1 protein-coding gene is annotated in these 243 nt (G+C 62.1%); it reads right to left on the reverse strand.

Annotated features, from left to right (window positions below):
- On the reverse strand, positions 1-243 hold a 243-nt coding region (locus SB822_RS60010), incomplete at both ends, for an ABC transporter substrate-binding protein (RefSeq protein WP_410859498.1).

Below are 243 nucleotides of genomic sequence, written 5' to 3' on the forward strand. Positions count from 1 at the left end.
GCCAGGCCTTCACGGCCTTGTCGTAGCTCCAGGTGTTCGGCGGATACGGATTCACGGCCGCCGTCGCCGTATTGTCGAACACGGTCTTCAGATACGTGCCGCGGTCGAACGCCATGTTCAGCGCGGCGCGCACCTTCTGATTGTCGAGCGGCTTCTTCTGCGTGTTCAACGCGACGAACGCCGTCATGAACGCGGGCGTCTGCACGATGGCGAGCGACTTGTCGTTCTTCGCATCCGCGAGAT

The sequence above is a fragment of the Paraburkholderia sp. SIMBA_054 genome (assembly GCF_046534875.1).
Classification (GTDB): domain Bacteria; phylum Pseudomonadota; class Gammaproteobacteria; order Burkholderiales; family Burkholderiaceae; genus Paraburkholderia; species Paraburkholderia hospita.